The organism is Collinsella aerofaciens, from assembly GCF_964283865.1.
Lineage (GTDB): Bacteria > Actinomycetota > Coriobacteriia > Coriobacteriales > Coriobacteriaceae > Collinsella.
On sequence record NZ_CAXYLS010000036.1, the window covers coordinates 1 to 890 of the forward strand.

The window sequence follows — 890 nt, forward strand, 5'->3', positions numbered from 1 at the left end:
CGGCCGCGGGAGAGCTCGGCGGAGGGCACGACGAGAAGGTCCAGGCCCTCCTTGTACAGCACGTCGTTGGTGACGGTGTTGCGGGCGTAGACGCAGATCTTGCCGGGCTCGACGCACAGGGTGTTGGAGCCGTCGTTCCACTGCTCGCGGGAGGCCGCGATCGGGTCGCCGCCGCCGCAGGGGATCAGCTTGACCTGGTCGACGCCGGTGGCGTCCTCCAGGACGTGCTCGAGGGTGTCCTCGATCAGGCGGATGTTCACGTCGCCCGGGTTCTTGCCGGCGGTCAGCTCGTAGACGCGCAGGGTGCCCATGATGGCGGGGTGGATCGTGAACTTATCGACGTCGATCTGGGTGAAGACCGTGTCGAGGTGCATGAAGGCGCGCGAGACCGGGATGTCGAAGGCCAGGATGCGCTCGACCTTGGAGTCGGAGTTCCAGAAGATGTTCTGGGCCATGACGTCGATGGCGGCCGCCTGGGTGCGCTGGGAGATGCCGACGGCGAGGGTCTTCTCGTTGATGTTCAGCACGTCGCCGCCCTCGGTGTGGAACTGGCAGTCGCGGCGGAAGTACAGCGAGACGTCCTTGTAGTCGGGGTGGTACTTGAAGACGTACTTGCCGTACAGGGTCTCGCGGTTGCGGGTGACCGAGTACATGCGGTTGAGGTTGACGCCCTCGCCGACGACCGCGAACGGGTCGCGGGTGAAGTAGAGGTTGGGCATCGGGTCGATGATCAGGTCGGACTCGGACTCGGAGTTGACCAGGGAGTCGAGGGTCGTGGACGCCGTGAGGGGCATGTCGATCTCGGCCTTGGTCATGCCGGCCATGGTCTTCTTGACGAACTCGAGGTTGTCCTCGATGGAGTCCAGCTTCTCGCGGACGATCTGCGGCAT

General features: G+C 64.8%; 1 protein-coding gene. It reads right to left on the minus strand.

The features are described from left to right. A partial coding sequence (locus ACRX4W_RS09730) for an arginine deiminase (RefSeq protein WP_373162749.1) occupies positions 1-890 on the minus strand: 890 nt, incomplete at both ends.